Raw genomic sequence first — 18,741 nt, forward strand, 5'->3', positions numbered from 1 at the left:
AAGCGCCCCATCCGGCTACCGTCTGGGCTACCGCCGCCAGATCTTCCGGAAAGTTCCGGTCGGTGGTGTGGCCGACCCGCTCGCCGGCATCGGCGACACACTGTCGGCCGGGTCGATGCCAAGCGTTTTCCAACTGCGGCAAGATAGGGCCCGGACTCGGCGCACGGAGCCGGACCGGCTGGCGGAAGGTTCGGCCGTACGCTGAAGCCTCGACGAAGGAGCTGCTGACGTGACGGTCGATGAAGGACGCAGGATCACGATCACCGCGATCGCTCAGGAAGCCGGTGTCTCCGTGCCGACCGTGTCACGGGTGCTGAACGGTCGCAACGACGTCGCCCCGCAGACCCGTGAACGGGTCGAGGAGTTGCTGCGTCGGCACGGCTACCGGCGGCGGGCGACCCGGTCCCGCGCCGGTGCCAGCCTCATCGATCTGGTCTTCAACGACCTGGACAGCCCGTGGGCGGTGGAGATAATCCGCGGCGTAGAGGACGTCGCGCACGCCGCCGGGGTCGGTACCGTCGTCTCCGCCATCCACCGCCGGTCCGCGTCGACCCGGCAGTGGCTGCAGAACCTGCGTACCCGGGCCACCGACGGTGTCATCCTGGTCACCAGCGAACTTGCTCCGCCATTGCACACCGAACTGCGACGGCTCAACGTTCCGATGGTGCTGGTCGACCCGGCCGGCGTGCCGAGCCTGGACATTCCCACCATCGGGGCGACCAACTGGGCCGGCGGACTGCGGGCGACGGAACACCTCATCTCCCTGGGGCACCGCAGGATCGGCTTCATCGCCGGTCCGCCCCGGCTGCTGTGCAGCCGGGCCCGGCTCGACGGCTACCGGGCCGCGCTGGAGGCGGCCGAAATACCGCTGCGTCCCGAGTATGTCGTTCCCGGCGACTTCTACCATGAGTCCGGCTTCGCCGGCGCGGCCGCGCTGTTCGACCTCGACGAACCACCCAGTGCGATCTTCGCGTCCAGCGACCAGATGGCCCTCGGTGCCTACGAGGCCCTGCGGCAACGCGGCTTGCGGGTCCCGGACGACGTCAGCGTGGTCGGCTTCGACGACCTGCCCGAGGTGCAGTGGTCGTCGCCGCCGCTGACCACGGTGCGCCAGCCGCTGGCCGAGATGGGGCTGCTCGCAGCGCGCACGGTGCTGCGTCTGGCGCAGGGGGAGCCGCTGGAGACACCGCGGGTGGAGCTCGCCACCGAGCTGGTCGTGCGGGACAGCTGCGCGCCGCACCAGGAGCTGTAGTCCTCAGCCGGTCCGGGTGCATGCGAGGTTAGTGACGATCCGCCCTGGGTACCACCCGCAGGCAGGACCGTGCCGGCGCGCGACCGGCGCGTGTCGACCGACCCGCAGGGGGGCAGCCATGACACTCGACGACGACGACATCCGCAGCACCGGGCCCGCAGCGGGTCACGGCCCGGCCGATGGTGGGGCGAATCCGGCTGGGCGCGACGGTGGTGCCGACGGCGGCGCTGGTCCGAAGGCGCAGGAGGGCCCGGCCGATGGTGGGGCGAATCCGGCTGGGCGCGACGGTGGTGCCGACGGCGGCGCTGGTCCGAAGGCGCAGGAGGGCCCGGCCGATGGTGGGGCGAATCCGGCTGGGCGCGACGGTGGTGCCGACGGCGGGGCGAACCGGCGTTGACCCAGTTGCCCACCGCGTCACGCGGTGCCGGCACCGGCGGGCCTGGACTCCCCGACCTGCGGTTCGCCGCGACGTCACCGGGCCCGCCGGGCGGTGCGGACCCGTCGCGCCGCCCGACGGCGCTGACCCGGTGCGTTGCCGTGGACCCGGCGACCTTCGCGGCTGTCTACTGGGGGCGTAGACCGCTGCTGTCCCGCGCCGTCGACCTGGCCGGCCCCGCCGGATTCACCGATCTGCTCGATCGCCCCGCGGCCGACCAACTGCTGAGCAGGCACGGCCTGCGTACGCCGTTCCTCCGGGTGGCCCGGGACGGCGAGGTGTTCGCGGAACCGACCTACACCGGCGGTGCCGGCGCCGGTGCCGAGATCGACGACCAGGTGCTCGATGAGCGGGTGTTGGGCCTGTACGCGGACGGAGCCACCCTGGTTCTGCAGGGCCTGCACCGGCTCTGGCCACCGATCATCTCGTTCGTCGGCGAGTTGTCCACCACACTGGGCCAGCCGTTGCAAGCGAACGCCTACCTCACCCCGGCCGGCAGCCGCGGGTTCGCCACCCATTACGACACCCACGACGTGTTCGTCCTGCAGACCGAGGGCCGCAAGCGGTGGCGGGTGCACGAACCGGTACTGATCGATCCGCTGCCCCAGCAGACCTGGTCGGGCCGGGCCGACGAGGTAGCCGTCCGGTCCGAGGCCGCACCTGCGCTGGACGTCGTGCTCGGCCCTGGCGACGCCCTCTACCTGCCCCGAGGCTGGCTGCACAGCGCCACCGCGCAGCAGGAGAGCTCGATCCACCTCACCGTCGGGGTCCGCGCGTTCACCCGCTACTCGCTGGTCGAGGCGCTACTCGAGCTCGCCGTGACCGAGCCCCGGCTGCGCACCTCGCTTCCGTTCGGCGCCGACCCGGGCGAACCGGCCGGTATCACCTCGGAACTGAGCGCAACGGTGGCGGTACTGCGGGACTGGTTGGCCTCCGTCGAGCCCAACCAGGTCGCGGCGCGGATGCGCCGTCGGGCCTGGTCGGCGGTCCGCCCGGCCCCACTGCCCCCACTGCGGCAGGCGGACCGGATCCGGACGCTGGCCGTCGACGACGTCATCCGCCGCCGACCCGGGTTGCGCTGGCGGCTCACCTCGCAGTCGGACGACCGGGCCACCCTGCAGATCTTCGACCGTACGGTGGAGTTTCCGGGTAGGTGCCTCCCGGCCCTGCGGACGGTGCTGGACACCGCCGGTGTCCGGGTCGGTGATCTGCCCGGGCTGGACACCACCGCCGACCAGCTGGTGCTGGCCCGCCGTCTGCTGCGCGAAGCGGTCGCGGTCGCCGACTGACCACCGGGGCCGGGCGTCGGCGGGTCAGCCCAGCCCGGTCAGCAGGGCGGCGGTCGCTGCCAGGCCGGCGACCAGGACGATCGACACGGTACGCAGGTCGAGCACCGCGTGCCGGCGGTCGGCCAGCGCCTTAGCCGGACCCAGCCCGAGTAGCGGACCGACCAAGGTGACCACGAGCGCGATCACCGGCATCCCGACCGCCAGGTCGCCGCCGTAGCGCTGGCCAGCCCACCGCGCGGCGGTGGACAGCCCGAACGCGGCGGCGGCGCCGGCGGCGCCGAACACCGCCAGCACCGGATACGCCGACCGGGGCAGGGGGCCCACGTCGTTGGACCGCTCGACCAAAGCACGGGCGGCCGCGAGCCAGTGCTCCGGATCGTCGTCGACGGCGGTACCCGGAGGCGTCGGCAGCGGCGGCGGGAGGCCGCCGAGCCGTCCGGCCAACGGCCCGAACCGGTGACCGACCTCGGTCCAGATGTCGGCGGCCGCCCGGTCGACGTCCGCCAGCTCCCGGCTTGCCTGATCGTGGAGGTGGTGCAGCTCCGCCAGGTCGGCCTCCACCTCGGCCACCGCGGTCTGCGCGCTGTCGCACCGTTGCGCGTACCACTGCTGCGCTTCGTCCCGGCGGTTCTGCAGCGCGGCGGCGAGTTCGGCGAGCCGGCGCATCAGCTCGGGGTAGGAGGCGTCCATCAGGGCAGCCCGTACGGGATGATGACTTCGGCACTGCGGTGCACCGTCCGGTCGAAGAACAGTGCCCGCCACGGCCGGGGATACCAGGCCGGGCCGCCGGCCCGGGGGTACAGCGGCGGTCCGAGATCGGAGCCGTGCACGTCCAACGCCACCCAGGCGCCAATCTGGTCGGTCCGTGAGCCGACCCCGCCGAGATCGTCGCGCATCCGGGCCACCCCGCGCCACCAGCCCAGCACGTGGGTGTGCCGCTCCGGCCCGAGGTGCAGCACCCGGCGGAGCCGGTCCAGGCCGGAGCGGCCGGCGAACTTCGCCGCCAGCCGCCCGGCGGCGGCGTCGACCGCGTACAGCACGAGGAAGTGCGGGCGGACCGGACCGTCCAGCACGTCATGGGAGAGCCGGTCGGCGGTGTCCGCGAGCAGCCCGCCGACGGTATCCAAGTCGTACAGTCCGGTGCCAGCCGGCAACGCCGCGTGTAGCCGGTGGGCGGCTGCCTCCGCGTCCGGATCCAGACAGGCGACATCGAACCGCGCCGCGCCGGGCGGGTACTGCCGGGCCAGCGACCGGGCACCGGCGTCGAGCAGGGCGCACGCCTCGTCCACCCGGGTGCCCAGTACCGCGAGATTGCGTCCGGGTGCCCGGGCCAGGCTGAGCCGGGCGGAGCGGGCCAGTACGTCGATCGTCTCGCCGAGCAACGCCACCGGCACGCGCGGCCCGTCGCCGTCGACGGCCAGCGCCTGGTAGTCCGGTGCCTCGGCCAGCCGGGGCACCACGTCGCCGTCGAACAGCCGCGGCGTGGGCAGGTCGGCGGGCCGCCGTCGCCACAGCCGGTGTTGCAGCTCCTGCCAGGTGTCCCGGTCGCTGGCCGGCGGAACCCGGACGATCTGGTTGGCCTCCGTTGCCCCGGACTCGGCGTTGACCACGGCGTGATGGCGGGGCAGTGACTCCGCTGCGGTGTTGGTCTCCGGCAGGACGCGGCGCGCCTTCGGTAGCGCGATCCGTAGTGCGAACTGGGCGATCAGCGCGGTACGCCCCCACAGCGCCTGGATACCGGAGACGTCCTGGGACGCCAGGATCAGGTGGATGCCCTGTGACCGGCCCCGCCGGGCCAGGTCCTCCAGCAACGTCGCGGCCTCAGTGGCCAGCGCGTCGTTGCCGGCGAGCAGCACCTGGAACTCGTCGATCACCGCCACGATGCGCGGCCACCGGCCCTGTGGGTCCTCGGCGCGCAGCTCCGCCAGCTTCGTCACCTCGTGGCGTTTGGCGGCGTCGGCCCGCTGCCGCAGTTGCGCGCCGAGGAAGTTCAGCATCGCAAGGCCGAACTCCCGGTCGGTGTTGACGTTCACCCCGACCAGCCGGACATGCGGCAGGAAGCTGGGGTCCCGCCGGCCCGGCGCGAACCGGGCAAAGGACACCCCCTCCTTGAAGTCCAGCAGATAGAACTCCAGCTCGGTGGGGGAGTAGCGGGCGGCCAGGGCACCGATCCAGGCGTAGATCAGGTTGGTCTTTCCGGTACCGGACGGCCCACCGATCAGCGCGTGTGGCGGATAGTCGCTCAACGTCACCGTCACCGGCCGGCCCTGTGGGCTGTCGCCGACCGGCGCGGTCAGCCCGGCGGTGGCGGCCTCGGTCCATTCCTGCTCGGGCAGCAAATCGCTGAATACCGCCGGAACCGGGCCGGCGGCGACTGCGGCGGCGATCTCCCGGCAGGTGCGCGTGACCAGCTCAGCTGGCGGCGGCGGGTCGATCCGTACCGGTAGCTGCGGATAGCCGCTGACCCGAGCCGTGCCGCCGGAGACCGACACGGTGGTCACGGTGGGCGCGGCGCTGAGCCCGACACCGCGGACGATCAGATGGACGCCGCAGGCGGCGCCGGCGCGGGTGATCCGGTCCAGCTGAGCCCGTTCGTGCCGGGACAGCTCCTCCCCGGGCCCGCCGAGCAGGACGGCGATCCGCCACGGTTCGGGCCGTCGGCCGGTGGCCGTCGCCAGTTCGCTCAGCGATCGGAACTCCCCGGCCAGCACCGTCTCGTTGATCCGGCGGATGTGGTCGACCAGCTCATCCAGGTGCCGGCTCAACCCACCGGGGCCGGCGAAGGTGAGCAGGCCGGGTCCGGCCAGCGGGGCGAAACCGGCGAGGCCGCCACCGAGCTGTTCCGGGTCGTAGCCGGTCAGCCGGACGGTGCCGGGCGCGGTACGGCCGAGAATCCGCAGCAGCAGTGCGGACAGCACAGCGTCACACCCCGCTCGGTCGGCGCCGTCCAGCGCCACGTGGCCGTGGTCCAGGATCGCGACGAGCGCGGGTACGGCGGGACCTCCGGCCAGCCCGGTCAGGCCGATCCGGGCAGCTCCTGGCGCTTCCGTGCGCGTCGCCGGAGCAGGATGCCACCGGGCCCAGTCAGCGGCGGCGGCTCCTGGCGCTGCCTGGTCGACCGCCGCGACGGCTCGCCGGGCGGTCACCGCCAACTGATCGCGGTACTGCTCGGCGAGGTCGGCGAGCCGGCGGTCGCGGTGCGCCGCGGCTCGGTGCGGCACCTGCTCGGCTGCCATGCGTACCCGTTTGAGCTGCTGTTGCGCCGCGGCGATGTCCTGTTCGACGTCGTCGAGTCGGTTGCGGGCCGCCGCCCGGGCATGACCGAGCGCCCGACGGACCGCGGCTACCAGCTCGGCCCGCGCGTCAGGCATCGCGCCCCCGCAGCGGGCGGGGCTGCTCCGGGCGCAGCGTCTGCGGCTCGCGGTCGAGCAGCCGTAGCAGTACGCCGGTGAGTACCGCGCCGGCGACCGCCGAGTCGGCCGGGTGCGGCGGAGCCGGGGGCTGCCCGGTCTGTTCACCGTCGGCCCGGTGATCGTCGCCGCCCCGCTCGTCGGCCGGCACCCGGCAGATCCGGGCGAGCAGGGTCGACAGCACCGAATCCGGCATGCCGGGTAGCAGCTCACGTACCTGTCGGGTGGTGGCGGAGGCGAGCCGACGCAGGTCCTCAGCCTGCGGCTCGTGGTCCAGCAGGTCCCCGGCGAGGCGGTGCAGCAGCGGTGGGGTGACCGCGGCGAGATTCAGCCCGGTCGGCGCGGCCGCCGCGGCGAGGTCGCGGTGCAGTCCGGCCCGGTCCTCCCGACGGACCGCCGTCGCGACCCTGCGCAGCAGTTCGGCGGTGTCTGTGGCGGCGTCCGGCCCGGGCGTGTCGGTCGCGGCGTCCGGCCCGGGCCCGACCCCGGATTCCCGGTCGGTCAGCTCCGCGACCCGGGCGGTCCACCAGTTGCCGAGCTCGGGCGCGGCGGGCGCGCTCGCCCGCCCGGTGCCGCCCGGTGCCGCCGTCGGGTCCCGGTCGCTGTCCAGCGCCGCCCGCCACCCACCGTCGCCCCCCGATGCCGGGCCGGCGCCGAAGCCGATCGCCGCCAGGTAGTCGTCCACTGACTGCGCAGCGACCCGCATCGCGTGGCCGGCCTGCTCCGCGTGTTCGGTGGCGCCGGCGAGCTGCGGCACCGCCAGCGGGTCCGCCGACTCCTGGCGGACCCAGATGAGCAGCTCGGTCGCGGCGCGTAGCCTCTGCACCGCGACCGCGAGCTGGCCCACCGGCAGGTCGTCGGTGGCCGCCCGGACCCGGGCGGCGAGATTCTCGGCGAGGGACATTGGTGACTACAGCGTCGCGGAGTACGTCTGCGCCTGTTCGACGGCGGCGAGTGTGGCGGCGAGGCACTCTTCGAGCTCGGAGCTGGCCTGGAACAGGGCGGCCTGGGCCGCTCCGACCGCCTCGTGGCCGCTGCCCTCGAAGGCGGCCGCCAGGCTCTGCTGCGCCTCGGCGATCTTCTCGCTGGCGGCTTGGACGGCAGCCTGGCCCTCCGACACCTGCATGATCGCGGCTTCGATGGCGGACTTGACCTCGGCGACACTCGCCACGGGCGAAACCTCCTCAAGGGGCTGGAAGGCTCTATTAGAGCTTACCGCTGGTGGGTGATTGCTGCCCGGCTGTCTGGTCCCGCAGATAGGCTGCTCCGCAGCGGCCGTCCGGCCGTCGGCGCTTAGCCCGTGTGAGCTGGGCAACTGCCGGTGGCGGATCAGGTATTCAGGCTGAATACCGGTCAGAAGTCCGACACCGGACCGGTCAACTGCCCGGTCAGCCATCGGGGTCCGTGGATCTGTGCGCCCACTCCGGTGACCCGGTCCTTCAACCGGCGGTCGGCCGTGACGACTACCACCCGCCGGTCCGGTCCGCCCTCGGCGGCGATCTCGACGATCAGATCGTCTCCCGACCCGGGAGCCACGCCGATCCGTACCCCGTCGGTCGGCGGCAGACCACGGGCCGCCCCCTCGACCACCAGGACCACCTCCAGCGGTCCGGTCAGCTCGGGGAGTCCCCGGTCGGCGACGCCGACCAGTTGATCACGCAGCCGGGCGGCCGCCGCCATCCGGTCGCGCCACCAACCGTCAGGTCGGGAGCCGACCACGTTCGCGCCGTCCACGATCAGCAGAGTTCGCATCCGGCAAGCCTGCCAGCACGCGTGGCCGTGGATCCGGCACCCCGGCCGGCCACACCAATCCCGACCCACGTGCCGGCTACCTCGACGGCGTGCCGGGTGGTTTCGGACGTCGCTCGTCGACCGGGACGTTTGGCCCGGGGCGGCCCGGGTAGCCACAGTCCGGTTCACAGCCGGCGGGGGGCGAAACGGCGAGGGGGCGCGCAGATGAGTGACGGACCGTACGGCCCGGGAGGGCTCGGCACCGATCCCTGGGAGGACCTGTTGGCCCGGTTTCTCACCGGCGGCGAGCCCCGGTTGCCGGTGCACCGGGTCGACATCACCCGGCTGATGAGTGGCGATGCCCGTGACCTGCTCACCGCCGCCGCCCGGCGGGCGGCCCAGGCCGGCACCAGCGACCTGGACACCGATCACCTGCTCTGGGCGGCGTTGCAGCGTCAACCGCTGCGGGAGTTGGTCCGCCGGGCCGGGGCCGACCCGAACGGGCTGCTCGCCGAGTTGGGCGGACCGGCGGCCGGCCGGGGCGAGGTACCGGCCAACCTCTCGCTGACCCCGGCGGCGAAACGTGCACTACTGGACGCGCATCAGCTCTCCCGGGCCACCGGCGCGACCTACATCGGACCCGAGCACGTGCTGATGGCGCTGGCGGTCAACCCGGAGTCGGCCGCCGGGCGGATGCTCGCTGCCGGCCACGTCGAACCCCGGTCGCTGCAGAACGCCAGCGCCGAACGCGGCGGTGCGGCCAAGCCGCGGACGGCCCGCGGGACCCCGACCCTCGACCAGTACGGGCAGGATCTGACCGAACTCGCCGCCCAGGGTGCGATCGACCCGGTCGTCGGCCGGGGTGAGGAGATCGAGCAGGCGGTGGAGATCCTGTCCCGGCGGACCAAGAACAACCCGGTGCTGATCGGGGAGGCCGGGGTCGGCAAGACCGCGATTGTGGAAGGACTGGCGCAGCGCATCGTCGACGGGGACGTCCCCCAGACGCTGATCGGCAAGCGGGTGGTGCAGCTGGATCTCGCCGGGCTGGTCGCCGGTACCCGGTACCGCGGCGACTTCGAGGAACGGTTGAAGAAGGTCATTGACGAGATCCGTAGCCACGGCGACGACCTCATCGTGTTCCTCGACGAGCTGCACACCCTGGTCGGGGCGGGCGGCGGCGGCACCGAAGGGTCGATGGACGCCAGCAACATGCTGAAACCTGCGTTGTCCCGAGGCCAACTGCGGGTGGTCGGCGCGACCACGCTGGACGAGTACCGGCGCAACATCGAAAAGGACGCCGCGTTGGCCCGGCGGTTCCAACCGGTCCTGGTACCCGAGCCGACCGTTGCGGACACCATCACGATCCTGCACGGTCTGCGGGACCGCTATGAGGCGCATCACCAGGTGCGGTTCACTGACGACGCGCTGCTGTCGGCGGCGGAACTCGCCGACCGCTACATCAGCGACCGGTTCCTGCCGGACAAGGCGATCGACCTGATCGACCAGGCCGGCGCCCGGGTCCGGCTGCGCACCCGCACACCGGCCGCCGACGTCCGGGACCTGGAACGGCAGCTCGAGCAGTTGCACCGGGACAAGGCCCAGGCAGTCGCCGACGAACAGTACGAACGGGCGTCCGGCCTGCGGGACCAGCTGACGCAGGTGCAACAGCGGATCGAGACGGCCCGCAGCCCGGACAGCGCCGGGGTGCCCCAGGTCAGCATCGAGGAGATCGCCGAGGTGGTTTCCCGGGCCACCGGCATTCCGGTCAGTCAGCTCACCGAGGAGGAGCGGGACCGGTTGCTGCGGCTGGAGGGTGAACTGCACCAACGGGTGGTCGGCCAGGACGACGCGGTCACCGCGGTCGCCGAGGCGGTCCGTCGCTCGCGGGCCGGGCTGGGAGATCCGGACCGGCCGGTCGGCAGTTTCCTGTTCCTCGGACCCACCGGTGTCGGCAAGACGGAGCTGGCCCGGGCCCTCGCGGCGGCCCTGTTCGGTGACGCCGACCGGATGGTCCGACTCGACATGAGCGAGTTCCAGGAACGGCACACGGTGAGTCGGCTGGTCGGGGCACCGCCCGGCTACGTCGGCTACGAGGAGGCCGGCCAGCTGACCGAGGCGGTTCGCCGGCGACCGTACGCGGTGGTGCTGCTCGACGAGATCGAGAAGGCGCACGTCGACGTGTTCAACGTCTTGCTGCAGCTGATCGACGACGGCCGGCTGACCGACAGCCAGGGCCGGACGGTCAACTTCCGTAACGTGGTTCTGATCATGACGAGCAACCTCGGTTCGGAGCTGATCACCGGCGGCGGCCGCAGTGTCGGCTTTGGCGGGACGGACGGCGACAGCCCTGACGACGACCTGCGCGAGCGCCTGCTGCGCCGCCTGCAGGAGGACTTCCGTCCGGAGTTCCTCAATCGGATCGACGAGATCATTATCTTCCGGCAACTGGCCCAGCAGCAGCTGCGCCAGATCACCGACCTGCTGCTGGAGGAGACCCGCCGACGGCTGCACGCCCAGCACATCGCCGTGGAGGTCACCGATGCGGCGGCCGACTGGATAGCCGAAGCCGGATACCAGCCGGAGTTCGGCGCGCGGCCGATGCGTCGGACGATTCAGCGGGAGGTCGACAACCAACTGTCCCGGTTGCTGCTCGACGGCACGTTGGCGGCGGGGCAACGGGTCACCGTCGACGCGCGGGACGGTGGTCTGCGGTTCGATGTCGTCAGCGCGGCCGAAGGGAGAAGACGACCATGAGTCAACCTGAGGAACAACGTGAGAAGTCCGCGAAGACCGACGAGGTGCTGGCCCGGAACAGCCCGTTGGACACCGGGACCGGACCCGGCGCCGTCCTGGCGGACACCGATGTGCGCCCGGAACCGGCCGGTACACAGACCCGGGCCGACTCCGACGATCCGGTGAGCAGCATCGAGCCCCCCGACTGACCGTCATAGTGAGGAGGTTGTCGAATGGCGGCGCACCGGCGTACCGACACCGACACTGATCAGTTGTGGAACGAGTTCCACGCGTACGTGAACATCAGTTCGGAACAGTTGCGTGACTGGCTGCTGACCGAGGCGTCCGGCGAACAAGCGTTCGTCGGACCCGGCGTCGACCTGCCGCAACCCGGTGGTGCCGTACTTGCGGTGCTGGGCAAACGGCGGGTGGATCTGACCGAACCGGACCGGCAGGTGATGGCGCGGGTCGTCGAGGAGATCCGGGACCTGCTCGCCCGCCGCCCGGCGGCGGGCGCGGCGGACGACCGGTGGCGGCGGGCGCTGCTGGACCTGGGGCACGATCCGCTGCGCGTCGACGCGGACACGGCGGGCTGACCAGTCACTTCCACCTGGCGCACGCCGACGGCGGGTCCCGTTGCCGGTACCCGCCGTCGGGGTGTGGCTCTGCCGGTTCGTCTCCCGGCCAGACCGGCTCGGCCGGGAGACGAACGGCTACGGCCGGGTGATGCCGAGCGAGTAGCTGCCCGAACCGCTGTACGCGTGGACCACGTACCGGTAGTAGCCGGAGGAGCCGCTGTAGGTCAGCGTCTCATCCGGACCGGGGCTGGTGCCGCTGGCCACGCTGACCCACCCGCTGCCGCTCCACCGCTGCAGGTACAGGTCGAAGTCGCGGCTGGTCGGTCCGTCCAGGCAGGCCCGGTGGGTGCCGGAGCCGGCGAGGAAGTAGCTGCCGTTGGGCTGGATCTGGGTGCCGCCAGAGGAGAGCGAACCGGTGTAGGTGTTCTGGTAGCCGCTGCAGGTTCCGCTGCCCGGCGGCGGGGTGGTCGGCGGCGGGTTGCCGCCACCGCCGGTCCGCAGCGTGAGGCCGTACACCGAGAGGATCTCGTTGACCGGCTGGAAGTAGGTGGTGCCGCCGGTCGAGCAGTTGCCCGAACCGCCGGAGGTGACTCCCTGGGCCTGCTGGCCGGAGAGCCACGACCCACCGGAGTCACCGGGCTCGGCGCAGGCGTTGGTCCGGGTCAGCCCGGACACCCGACCCTGCGGGTAGTTCACCGTCGAGTTCTTGGCCTGGATGGTGCCGCAGCGCCAACCAGTGGTCGACCCGGACCGGCAGACCGACGCGCCGACCGCCGCCTCGGCCGAGCCGGCGACCGTGACGTTTCCGCCGCTGTAGTTGTTCACCCACGGCTGCGGTGTCCAGTTCGAGTTGGTCTGCACCCACGCGTAGTCGTTGCCGGGGAACGACGACCCGCGGAAGGTGCCCTGCGACACCTGGTTGTAGCCCTGGGTGGCGGTGCCCACGCTGCCGCAGTGCCCGGCGGTGACGAACCCGCCGGTCACCGAGAAGCCGACCGAGCAGCGCCCGCCCATGTAGTAGGCGTCGCCGCCCCGGACGTCGTACAAAGTGGTCGGCGTCTCATCGGTGCGCACGACCCGTACCGCGTCCGCCGCGGCACCGCTGCCGGCGACGAAGCTCTCGGCCACCGAGACGTCGCCGCGGGCCAGCACCACCACGGTGTTGGTGGCCACGTCGACGTACCAGCCGGCGACGGCGGTCGCCGGCGCCTTCGCTGCGGTGCGGTCGAGCTTGGCCTTGACCCGGTCGAGTTCGGCCGCGCTGCGGTCGACCACCTTGACCTTCGCGCCGGCGGCGGTCACCGCGGCGGTCTGGGCCGAGTCGGTGACCGCCACGGTCAGCGTGCCGCCGTCGGGGGACAGCCACGCCCCGCCGAAGTCGGTGCCGAGCGTGGCGCGCAACATCGCTTCCTTCTTGTTGGCGCTGGTTTCCTTGGCGATCCGGACCCGCGCCTGGTCTGCGGTAAGGCCCAGGTCACGCTGCATCGCCGCGAGCATTCCGGGTGCGGCCGCGTCGGCGGCCGGCTGGGCGACCGGCCCGGCGTTGGGTGCTGCCATGGCGGGCATCGCGGCCAGACCGGCCGCGCCCAGTGGCAGGATAACGGCCGCGGTGGCCGCGATCAGTGCTCGTCTCATCTGCTCCCCTGACGATTGAACGGAAGTGACTCCGGTGGGCGGCCAGGGATCGCCTGGCTGAGCCGGCCGGAGGCACGTGGCGCCGACGTTCCCGGCGCCGACGGGCCGGGTCTCGGATGGTCCGCCGGTCGTGGTGATCCGGTGGGCCCGGGATGTCGGCGTTCGGGGATAACGTCGAGTTGCTGCCAACTTAATGGCGGTCTATGTCAGCAGGCAGATACCAGCTGGCTCATACCGTCACAGCGATCAGTCGGGGCAGAGCGGGGTCGGTCGGGCAGAGGCAGGACCGGTCAGCTGTCCGAGACCGGGAACCCGGCCAGCCTCTGCGCCCCGAATCCGGGGTTGTCGGCGAGCCAGCCGAGATACTGCGGGTTGCGCCCCAGCGAGTCGGTGTACGCCGTGGTGGCGTGGGTGAACACCCGGTCGGCGAGGGCAGCGGCGGTCGCGTCCGGGTGCCAGCCCAGCAACAGCCGCCAGCGCAGCGGCGCGCCGGCCAACGGTCGAGTCACCAGCCCGCTGATCGGCCGGAACGTCGCCTGGCACAGGGCGACGGCCTCGCCGGACTCGACCAGGTCGACACAGCCGCGGATGTCGGTCTCGTACATCTTGCGGGGGGTGAACCCAGCCCGTGCGCAGGCGGCGGCGAAGCAGTCGCCGAAGCATCCGTCGCCGGGCGCGGCGACCCACTGCTCGTCGGCGAGCATGCCGAGCTCGATCTCCGGGCGGTGCGCCAGCGGGTGGGTCTCGGGCAACAGGACGAAGATCGCGTCAACGGCGACCGCCCGCCACGCCAGGCCGAACTCAGCCGACGGGGTCGCGTCGCCGCACACCCCGGTGAGCGCGTAGTCCAGTCGACCGCTGAGCACCATCTGGGCGAGCTCGTCGACGTACCAGGAGGCGTAGGTGCTGATCTGCGCCTGCGGCTGGTCGGCGGCGAGCCGGTGTACCAGGCCACCCAGGATCGGGCTGTTGACCCCGCCGAGCCGGAACCTGCTCATCACGCTGCCCGTGCCGGCCAGCCGGGCCGCTTCGTCCTGCAGCCCCTTCATCGCCGGCAGCAGCACCCGGGCCCGGGCCAGGACCAGCTCACCCAGTGCGGTCGGCCGGGCGCCCCGCCGGTCGCGCTCGAACAAGGGTCCACCGAGGGTCCGTTCGATCCGTTGCAGTTGCGCGGTGAGTGCGGGCTGCGCCAACCCCAACATGGAGGCCGCCTTGGTGACGCTTCCCGTCTCCGCGATGGCGCAGACAACCCGCAGGTGCCGCAGCTCCAGGTTCATAACGTGACGGTAGGACCAGAACGGGATCGACGGGAAGACCTTCGATGCGGGAAACGTTGTCCGACATCAATATGAAACAGAACTGAACGGATATTCCGGACTAGCCGTCGCGGTCGACCGGCGTCGCAGTCAGATCCTCGGGATAGGTGGTACGGCCGGACAGCAGATCCCGGGTCTTGTCCAGCACCCCCAGCGCCGGATCCACCACCCGGTTCCACGGCGGCCGCAGCGGGGCGTCGGGATGCGGCCGGGTCGGGGCGGCCTCCTCGGCTGTCTCCGCGCGGTTGCCCAGCCGGACGAGCTCCTCGTCGGTCGCCGCCGCCCGTAGCCCCGGCAGCAGCTGCTGCTCGACGACCGTACGGTGGTGCCGCCAGGCGGCAGCGACCTTGGCCGGTGTCCCGGCCGCCGCCACGTCGGATGAGCTGAGCACGTCGCGCAACGGCCGGTCCGTCGCGATGCCCTGGTCGGCCAGCGCGCCTCCGTCGGGCAGGGCCGCCCGGATGGCCGGGTAGAGGTACTGCTCCTCGGCCGACAGGTGTCGGCTCACCACGGCGACCAGCACGTCCGCGATCTGACGCCGCCGGTCCGGGTCGGCCGCCGCGACGAGCCGGTCGCAGAGCTGCTCGACGCGGCGGTGCTCCTCGACGAGCAGCGTGGTGAGCCGCGGTCCGCCCGGATCGTGCGGCAGGTCGTCGTCGCCGAGTTCGGGGATGGGGGGAAGGCCTACCGACACGATCGTCTCCTTCGGTGCGGACCGGGGACCTCGTACGGCCCGGCCGTTGCGGGTCGGCAACCGTGCGGGTGCCGGCCCGGCGAATGCGGCGGTACCCACCACGCTGTCGTCCGAAACCGTGTGGCGTGCCGCGGCGGGGCTGGGGCAGCGACCGGACGGCTGGTAAGAAGAACCGCATGACTGCACCCTCCCCGCCGCCGGCGCCGACCGACGAGGTCGTGCGGATCTGCCGCGACCTGCTGCGGATCGACACCACCAACACCGGTGACCCGCTGACCAGCGTCGGTGAACGGGTCGCCGCGGAGTACGTCGCCGACCAGCTCGCCGAGGTCGGCGTCACCAGCACCATCGTCGAGTCCGCACCCGGCCGGGCCAGCCTGGTCGCCCGTATCTCCGGCACCGACCCGTCCCGCGGGGCGCTGCTCGTGCACGGCCACCTCGACGTGGTCCCGGCCGACACCTCCGAATGGTCGGTCCCGCCGTTCGCCGGCGAGATGCGCGACGGCTACCTGTGGGGCCGTGGGGCGATCGACATGAAGGACTTCGACGCGATGGTGCTCGCCGTGATCCGTGACTGGCAGCGCAGCGGGACCCGGCCACCGCGCGACATCGTGCTGGCCTTCACCGCCGACGAGGAGGCCGGTGGCCGGTACGGCGCCCACCACCTGGTGCAGCGGCACCCCGGGCTGTTCGACGGTTGCACCGAGGCGATCGGCGAGGTCGGCGGCTTTTCCTACACGGTCAGTGACGACCTGCGGCTGTACTTGATCGAGACGGCGGAGAAGGGCATCAACTGGCTGCGGCTACACACCCGGGGCCGTCCCGGACACGGCTCGATGATGCACGACGACAACGCGGTCACGGCGTTGTGCGAGGCGGTGGCGAGGGTCGGCCGACACCGTTTCCCGATCGTCGTCACCCCGACCGTGCGGGACTTCCTGGCCGAGGTCTCCGACCTGCTCGGCATCGAGTTCGATCCGGACGACCCGGAGTCGACGATCGCCAAGCTGGGGCCGATCGCGAACATCATCGGTGCCACGGTCCGTAACACCGCCAACCCGACCCGGCTGGAAGCCGGCTACAAGGAGAACGTCATCCCCGGTCGGGCCAGCGCCACCATCGACTGCCGGGTGCTGCCCGGTCAGGAGACCCAGTTTCTGGCCGAACTCGGCCAGCTGATCGGCCCGGACGTGGAGGTCGAACACGTCGAGCGGCAGCCGGCGATCGAGACGACCTTCGACGGTGCGCTGGTCGACGCGATGGCCGCCGCGCTGCGCCACGCCGACCCGGGTGCCCGGACGGTGCCGTACATGCTCTCCGGCGGCACCGACGCCAAGGCGTTTCGCCAACTTGGCATCCGATGCTTCGGGTTCACCCCGCTACGGCTGCCGGCGGAGTTGAACTTCTCTGCGCTGTTCCATGGCATCGACGAGCGGGTCCCGGTCGAGGGGCTACAGTTCGGCGTGAATGTGCTCGACCGCTTCTTGCGCCAGAGCTGACCGCCGGCGCCTCCATCGACGGTGAAAGGAACTTCATCCGCATGACCGACCAGCACACCGACCTCGACGCCGCGCTGGAGCAGGTGTTCCAGGCTGCCCGGGCACATCTGGCCACGGTCAAGGCCGCCGACGGCCGGATCGACGACGACGCCGTCTGGCAGGCGTACGTGACGCTCAACAACGCGTCGTACGCCTACGACGAGCAGTTGCTGGACGCTTTCGGTGAGGTGACCCCCTGGGACGTCGAGTCGATCGATCCGCAGGAGGCGGACGAACGGTTCGGTGTCGGTGCCGGCGGCGTCGACGGCGACGAGCCGGCCGACCCGCACCCGCAGGTCGTCTCGGTACGTCAGCGTCGGGACTACCGGGTGCCGTCGGTCGCCGCGCTGGTCCGCATCGCCGACGCGGCCCGCCGCCAGGGCAGCCCGTCCGCCGAGGCGGCCGAGCCGGTCGGTGGTGTCGGAGAGGCGGTGCTCGAGCTGCTGCAGGCCGGCGACGGCTCACTCGGCGCGCTGGACATCCCGGAGCTGGAACCGCTCGACGGCGTGGTCATGGTGCACGAGGTCACCACACCGCTGGATCCGGAGGCGTTCAGCGACGGCGATGTCGATGGACCGTTCCGGTCGGTCCCCGGCGACGAGATCGTCGGCCGACTCGACGAGCACGCCTACCTGCCGGACGATGACGACGAGGCCCCGGGCGGCGACCCGCGCTGAGCGTACCGACTACGTACTGAGCCCGGGTTGCGGCTGCCGGGCGATTCTGCGCCGGAGCACCACCTGGCGCGTCCCGTCACGGAACAGCCGCACCCGGGCGAGCTCCCAGCCGGAGAACTCGGCCTGGATCGCCAACTGCGCGGCTGCGGTCACCCGGTCGACGTTCGGCGGTAACCGCAGCGGCGCGTACTCGTAGTCCATGACCACCATCCTGCCGTCGGCCCCCGAGCTGTGTCACCCGTCGGCCTCCTCCGGAGGCTCAGTCACCCGTCGGCCTCCTCCGGAGGCTCAGTCACCCGTCGCGTTCCGGGTAGCCGACGGGCGGTGCCGACACGTCGTCGAGTGCCCGGGTGATCTCCGTGGGCAGCGTCATCCGTTCGACCTGCAGCGCCCCGACCAGTTGCCCCGCCGTGCGTGCCCCGAGGATCGGCGCGGTGACCCCGGGGCGGTCCCGGACCCAGGCCAGCGCGACCTCCAACGGTGCCACCCCCAGGCCAGCGGCGGCCGTCGAGACCGCCTCGACGATGCTGGAGCAGCGCGGCTCCAGGTAGGTCGCGACGAACAGTTCCAGATGCGGCGACGCAGCCCGGGAGTCGACCGGGCGGCCATGCCGGTACTTACCCGTGAGCACCCCGCGACCGAGCGGTGACCAGGGCAGTACGCCCAGCCCCAGTGCGGCGCAGGCGGGCAGCACCTCCCGTTCGATCCCACGTTGCAGCAACGAGTACTCGACCTGCGCGGCGACCACGGCGGCCCGGCCGGGCACCGCGGCCTGCCAGGCCGCCGCCCGGGCGGTCTGCCAGCCGCTGAAATTCGACACCCCGACGTACCGGACCCGCCCGCTGGTCACCGCCGTGTCCAACGCGCCGAGGGCCTCCTCCATCGGGGTGTCCGGGTCGTACCCGTGTACCTGCCACAGGTCGATGTAGTCGGTGCCGAGCCGCCGCAACGAGGCGTCGAGGGTACGCAGCAGATGCCAACGGGACGTGTCACGCCGCCGTGGCCCGCCCGGCCGCAACCCGGCCTTGGTAGCGATGACCAGATCCTCACGGGGCACCATGCTGTCCAGCAGCGAACCGATGACCGCCTCGGCGTCGCCGTCGCCGTACACGTCGGCGGTGTCGATCAGATTGCCCCCGGCGTCCAGGTAACTCTTCAGCTGCGCTGCGGCATCGTCGGCGTCGGTGTCCCGGCCCCAGGTCATGGTGCCGAGCGCGAGCCGGGAGACCGCCAGCCCGCTGCGGCCGAGCGGTCGCTGCTGCATGGATGCACCTTAAGCAGAACCTGGCGGTACGGACATCCTCACTCCCGCCGACGTCTGCTGCCGGCCGGCACCGGCCGGTCGGCGAGTCGACCGGCCGGTTGTCCAATGGTGGCGGACGATTGCGTACCCTGGTGCGGCTTGGCCACGGCCGCTGCCCCGGCAGCGCCGTCGACGCCCCGCCTGGCGGG

Annotated in this window: 18 protein-coding genes; 8 read left to right on the forward strand and 10 right to left on the reverse strand. The window is 72.2% G+C overall.

Annotated elements, in window-relative coordinates:
* Positions 1–229: 229 nt before the first annotated feature.
* The 3 genes from O7621_RS19965 (at position 230) to O7621_RS19975 (ending at position 2,977) form a co-directional block, all read left to right on the forward strand.
* Positions 230–1,252 (forward strand): LacI family DNA-binding transcriptional regulator, encoded by a 1,023-nt coding sequence (locus O7621_RS19965; RefSeq protein WP_282230652.1) that lies wholly within the window; start codon positions 230–232, stop codon positions 1,250–1,252.
* A gap of 118 nt (positions 1,253–1,370) precedes the next feature.
* Positions 1,371–1,649: a BatC protein gene (locus tag O7621_RS19970; RefSeq protein ID WP_282230653.1), complete on the forward strand. Its 279-nt coding sequence runs from the start codon at positions 1,371–1,373 to the stop codon at positions 1,647–1,649.
* A 56-nt stretch (positions 1,650–1,705) separates the two neighbouring features.
* A complete protein-coding gene (locus O7621_RS19975; protein WP_282234665.1) occupies positions 1,706–2,977 on the forward strand; it encodes a cupin domain-containing protein in 1,272 nt (423 codons plus the stop codon).
* Positions 2,978–3,001: 24 nt separating this feature from the next.
* Here the strand turns inward: O7621_RS19975 and O7621_RS19980 are convergent, their stop codons facing one another.
* The 5 genes from O7621_RS19980 to O7621_RS20000 form a co-directional block, all read right to left on the reverse strand.
* Complete coding sequence (locus tag O7621_RS19980; RefSeq protein WP_282230654.1) at positions 3,002–3,667, reverse strand: hypothetical protein; 666 nt, start codon at positions 3,665–3,667, stop codon at positions 3,002–3,004.
* Positions 3,667–6,348 (reverse strand): FtsK/SpoIIIE domain-containing protein, encoded by a 2,682-nt coding sequence (locus tag O7621_RS19985; RefSeq protein WP_282230655.1) that lies wholly within the window; start codon positions 6,346–6,348, stop codon positions 3,667–3,669. Before O7621_RS19985 ends, O7621_RS19980 begins: the two co-directional genes overlap by 1 nt.
* A complete protein-coding gene (locus O7621_RS19990) occupies positions 6,341–7,291 on the reverse strand; it encodes a hypothetical protein (RefSeq protein ID WP_282230656.1) in 951 nt (316 codons plus the stop codon). The genes O7621_RS19985 and O7621_RS19990 overlap by 8 nt, the downstream gene beginning before the upstream one ends.
* Before the next feature lie 6 nt (positions 7,292–7,297).
* Positions 7,298–7,558: a hypothetical protein gene (locus O7621_RS19995; protein WP_278168988.1), complete on the reverse strand. Its 261-nt coding sequence runs from the start codon at positions 7,556–7,558 to the stop codon at positions 7,298–7,300.
* A 182-nt stretch (positions 7,559–7,740) separates the two neighbouring features.
* Entirely contained in the window at positions 7,741–8,139 is a 399-nt protein-coding gene (locus O7621_RS20000; RefSeq protein WP_282230657.1) for a hypothetical protein, read from the reverse strand.
* A gap of 204 nt (positions 8,140–8,343) precedes the next feature.
* Here O7621_RS20000 and O7621_RS20005 point away from each other — a divergent pair, with 204 nt between their 5' ends.
* Genes O7621_RS20005 through O7621_RS20015 form a run of 3 tightly spaced genes read left to right on the forward strand, consistent with a single transcriptional unit; the run spans position 8,344 to position 11,447 of the window.
* Positions 8,344–10,872 (forward strand): ATP-dependent Clp protease ATP-binding subunit, encoded by a 2,529-nt coding sequence (locus O7621_RS20005; protein WP_282230658.1) that lies wholly within the window; start codon positions 8,344–8,346, stop codon positions 10,870–10,872.
* Positions 10,869–11,060 (forward strand): hypothetical protein, encoded by a 192-nt coding sequence (locus O7621_RS20010; RefSeq protein WP_282230659.1) that lies wholly within the window; start codon positions 10,869–10,871, stop codon positions 11,058–11,060. The genes O7621_RS20005 and O7621_RS20010 overlap by 4 nt, the downstream gene beginning before the upstream one ends.
* A 24-nt stretch (positions 11,061–11,084) precedes the next feature.
* Entirely contained in the window at positions 11,085–11,447 is a 363-nt protein-coding gene (locus tag O7621_RS20015) for a DUF3140 domain-containing protein (protein WP_278168994.1), read from the forward strand.
* Positions 11,448–11,564: 117 nt separating this feature from the next.
* On the opposite strand, the gene O7621_RS20020 is transcribed toward O7621_RS20015, so the two are convergent.
* From O7621_RS20020 to O7621_RS20030, 3 genes are all read right to left on the reverse strand, one after another.
* Positions 11,565–13,064, reverse strand: a complete 1,500-nt coding sequence (locus O7621_RS20020) for a S1 family peptidase (RefSeq protein WP_282230660.1) — start codon at positions 13,062–13,064, stop codon at positions 11,565–11,567.
* A gap of 290 nt (positions 13,065–13,354) precedes the next feature.
* Positions 13,355–14,341, reverse strand: a complete 987-nt coding sequence (locus tag O7621_RS20025; protein ID WP_282230661.1) for a LysR family transcriptional regulator — start codon at positions 14,339–14,341, stop codon at positions 13,355–13,357.
* A gap of 100 nt (positions 14,342–14,441) precedes the next feature.
* Positions 14,442–15,074 carry a hemerythrin domain-containing protein gene (locus O7621_RS20030; RefSeq protein WP_282230662.1) on the reverse strand — a complete coding sequence of 211 codons (633 nt, stop codon included), beginning with the start codon at positions 15,072–15,074 and terminating at the stop codon, positions 14,442–14,444.
* Positions 15,075–15,250: 176 nt separating this feature from the next.
* On the opposite strand from O7621_RS20030, the gene O7621_RS20035 reads away from it, so the two are divergent.
* Together O7621_RS20035 and O7621_RS20040 are read left to right on the forward strand one after the other, a co-directional pair.
* Positions 15,251–16,573, forward strand: coding sequence for a M20/M25/M40 family metallo-hydrolase (locus O7621_RS20035; protein ID WP_282230663.1), 1,323 nt, complete (start codon positions 15,251–15,253; stop codon positions 16,571–16,573).
* Positions 16,574–16,614: 41 nt separating this feature from the next.
* On the forward strand, positions 16,615–17,289 hold the full coding sequence (locus O7621_RS20040) for a hypothetical protein (RefSeq protein WP_282230664.1): 675 nt from the start codon (positions 16,615–16,617) through the stop codon (positions 17,287–17,289).
* A gap of 9 nt (positions 17,290–17,298) precedes the next feature.
* Here O7621_RS20040 and O7621_RS20045 read toward each other — a convergent pair whose 3' ends face one another.
* Entirely contained in the window at positions 17,299–17,490 is a 192-nt protein-coding gene (locus O7621_RS20045) for a DUF5703 family protein (RefSeq protein WP_281554796.1), read from the reverse strand.
* A gap of 91 nt (positions 17,491–17,581) precedes the next feature.
* The gene (locus tag O7621_RS20050) at positions 17,582–18,553 is read right to left on the reverse strand and encodes an aldo/keto reductase (RefSeq protein ID WP_282230665.1); all 972 of its coding nucleotides are present in this window, start codon (positions 18,551–18,553) and stop codon (positions 17,582–17,584) included.
* Positions 18,554–18,741 lie beyond the last annotated feature (188 nt).

Source organism: Solwaraspora sp. WMMD937 (genome assembly GCF_029581175.1).
Classification (GTDB): domain Bacteria; phylum Actinomycetota; class Actinomycetes; order Mycobacteriales; family Micromonosporaceae; genus Micromonospora_E.